The following is a 2,194-nucleotide window of genomic DNA, read 5'->3' as shown; positions in this document are numbered from 1 at the left end:
TTCGCCATATTTTTTGTATCTCGTTTTTAATTCTTCCATTGTCATCAAATCAAAATTTACGATAGAGAAGAAAGAACTTGATGAATTTACAACAGACGTATATAGTCTTTTGCTAATGTCAGCTTCCGAAGAAGGAGAAATATCTAAAAAGAATATATTAGGATTGTACCCTCGTAATTCCTCACAAAATTGCTGCTCATCATTTTGAGTCATAAAAAACTGAAAATCTCTACTTTTCTCCATTGTATTTAATTTTGATGATGATAAAATCTTTGGCTTACCTTATCGCACTGTTATTGGTAATGGTTAGCAGGGAACGGCTTGTCCGTTATCCTGCGTTGTTAGCATTATTTTTTTGTTGTTTCATCCATTGCAAAAGTAAATTTTCAGTCTCTTTTGCACCTGTTTCCTTAGCCAAAGCAAGAGGGGTGCTGCCGTTACTATCTTTTATATCAAGGTCTGCATGATATTCTAAAAGCAACTTCACCAGTTCGATGTTATTATTGGCAATGGCTTCCATAATCGGATATACTTTGTAGGTGTCGTATGGACTTTGACAACCATTTACGTTAATGCCATACTCCAGTAAAATACGGGCTAACTTTACGTTAGACAGCTTGCAGGCGTATGTCAGGAGCGTAAGCCCGTATTCATCACTATATACTCTATCGTTAATGTCCTTATATCGGGTAAGGGCATATTTTAGTACATCTTCTTTGTCAAAGTAGATTGCCGTATAGAGTATGTCAAACTCGTAACAATCGTTAGCCATTGCCATAGGTTCGTCTTTTCCTGCCAGCAATCGTTTTATGGTTGCCATATCATTGTTACGGCAAGCAATCCCCAACGGATAAAGCTGGTAGGTTTCATCCCGAATAGTATCTTGGAGCAATGAACTTGCTTTCACACTATCCAAACAACAAAAAAGCGTTGCAAGAAAAAGTAATGTCCTATTTACTATCTTCATATTTACTTTTTAAGTCGCACGTTAATGCTAATGGATAGCAGGGAATGGCTCGTCCGTTATCCTGCGTTGTTATCAACCTGTTCTAATATTTATCTGCAACTTCAAATTCACCGATTGTTTGTGTACAGATGTCAATGTACGGAATAGTCTTGACTATCTTGATGTTTTCAATGTCCTCACTTCCTCCCATAGCCAACAGCAGGGAATACCCGAAACATTCGTCATAGTCGGGAGTTCCGAGTTTCTCTTGTATTACAGGATAATTTTCTAAGTCAAACCAACCTTTCAAGAAACTTTGATTTACCATTACCTTATTAAAAATTGCACGAAGATTGGCAGGAAGTATTAAATATGTTCCGTATCTGACATTCAGATAAACAACGTAATTATTCAGTCTTGGGTTCTTTACATAGGCAAAGACATCGCCGAAAGCCGTACACATGAATGGCAGAAACGATTTGTCATCCTCCTTCTCATAACAGGAGTTTATCACATCTTGGTAATCGGACGGATTGATAAGCTTAAACAGCCCATTACAATAACTGCCCAGCCCGACCTCCTGCCATAAAATATTCAGTTCGGGATAAGACAAATCAGCATATTTGGCAATAAAAGTATCATCTACTGCCTGCCTCTTATTATTGAGGCTCTTTTCTAAAAATTCTTCGTACATATTTATGTGCTTTATGGTTGATAATGGTTCAGCAGGGAACGGCTTGTCCGTTATCCTGCTTCGTTAATGGTAAATTATATTTTTCCTTGTCTGTGCAATGCCTCTATGAAAAAGCAAATAAAGGTTGCCACTATATATACAGTAAGTGCCCACACTCCAACTTTACGTTGCACAGAGTTTTCATCCTCATACTTGGTTATAATTCTTCTGTACCTTTTCTTGAAGAAAAATCTGCCACACAGCAATGCTATTAAACTGCCTTCAATGATATAGTATTGAGTATCGGACGGATAATCAATGATTCCGTATTGGGTTAATATACCCCATGCGGTTAATACATTTGTACTTAACATGACCGAAAACAAAAGCATTGCCAAAAATGTGGCTCCTTCCGATACAGAAGAATGAAGCCATAATCTATAAAACCTAAGTAGCTACTAAAAATTAATGTACATATGTTGGCACGGTTTTTGCATAATACCAAGGTAAGATACAGCTATGAGAATCACAGAAGTAAAACTTACCAAGAAACAACGTGTGGAGTTGGAGTACAT

General features: G+C 37.2%; 2 protein-coding genes and 2 pseudogenes. All 4 read right to left on the bottom strand.

Annotated features, from left to right (window positions below):
- A pseudogene (locus HU824_RS19300) lies at positions 1–243 on the bottom strand (hypothetical protein); the annotation flags it as partial.
- A gap of 85 nt (positions 244–328) precedes the next feature.
- Positions 329–967, bottom strand: a complete 639-nt coding sequence (locus tag HU824_RS19295; protein WP_016274265.1) for an ankyrin repeat domain-containing protein — start codon at positions 965–967, stop codon at positions 329–331.
- 82 nt (positions 968–1,049) lie between these two features.
- Positions 1,050–1,640, bottom strand: a complete 591-nt coding sequence (locus HU824_RS19290; RefSeq protein WP_004312555.1) for a T6SS immunity protein Tdi1 domain-containing protein — start codon at positions 1,638–1,640, stop codon at positions 1,050–1,052.
- Between the two features lie 74 nt (positions 1,641–1,714).
- Positions 1,715–2,068 (bottom strand): annotated as a pseudogene (locus tag HU824_RS20080) (hypothetical protein); the annotation flags it as partial.
- Between the last annotated feature and the right edge of the window lie 126 nt (positions 2,069–2,194).

The organism is Bacteroides sp. L10-4 (genome assembly GCF_013373675.1).
Taxonomy (GTDB): domain Bacteria; phylum Bacteroidota; class Bacteroidia; order Bacteroidales; family Bacteroidaceae; genus Bacteroides; species Bacteroides muris.
Note: the sequence above shows the minus strand (reverse complement) of the source record. Positions and strands in the feature narration are given on the sequence as shown.

Coding starts and splice junctions, on each gene's coding strand:
- HU824_RS19290 (WP_004312555.1), bottom strand. CDS start 1,640: ATGTACGAAGAATTTTTAGAAAAGAGCCTCAATAATAAGAGGCAGGCA.
- HU824_RS19295 (WP_016274265.1), bottom strand. CDS start 967: ATGAAGATAGTAAATAGGACATTACTTTTTCTTGCAACGCTTTTTTGT.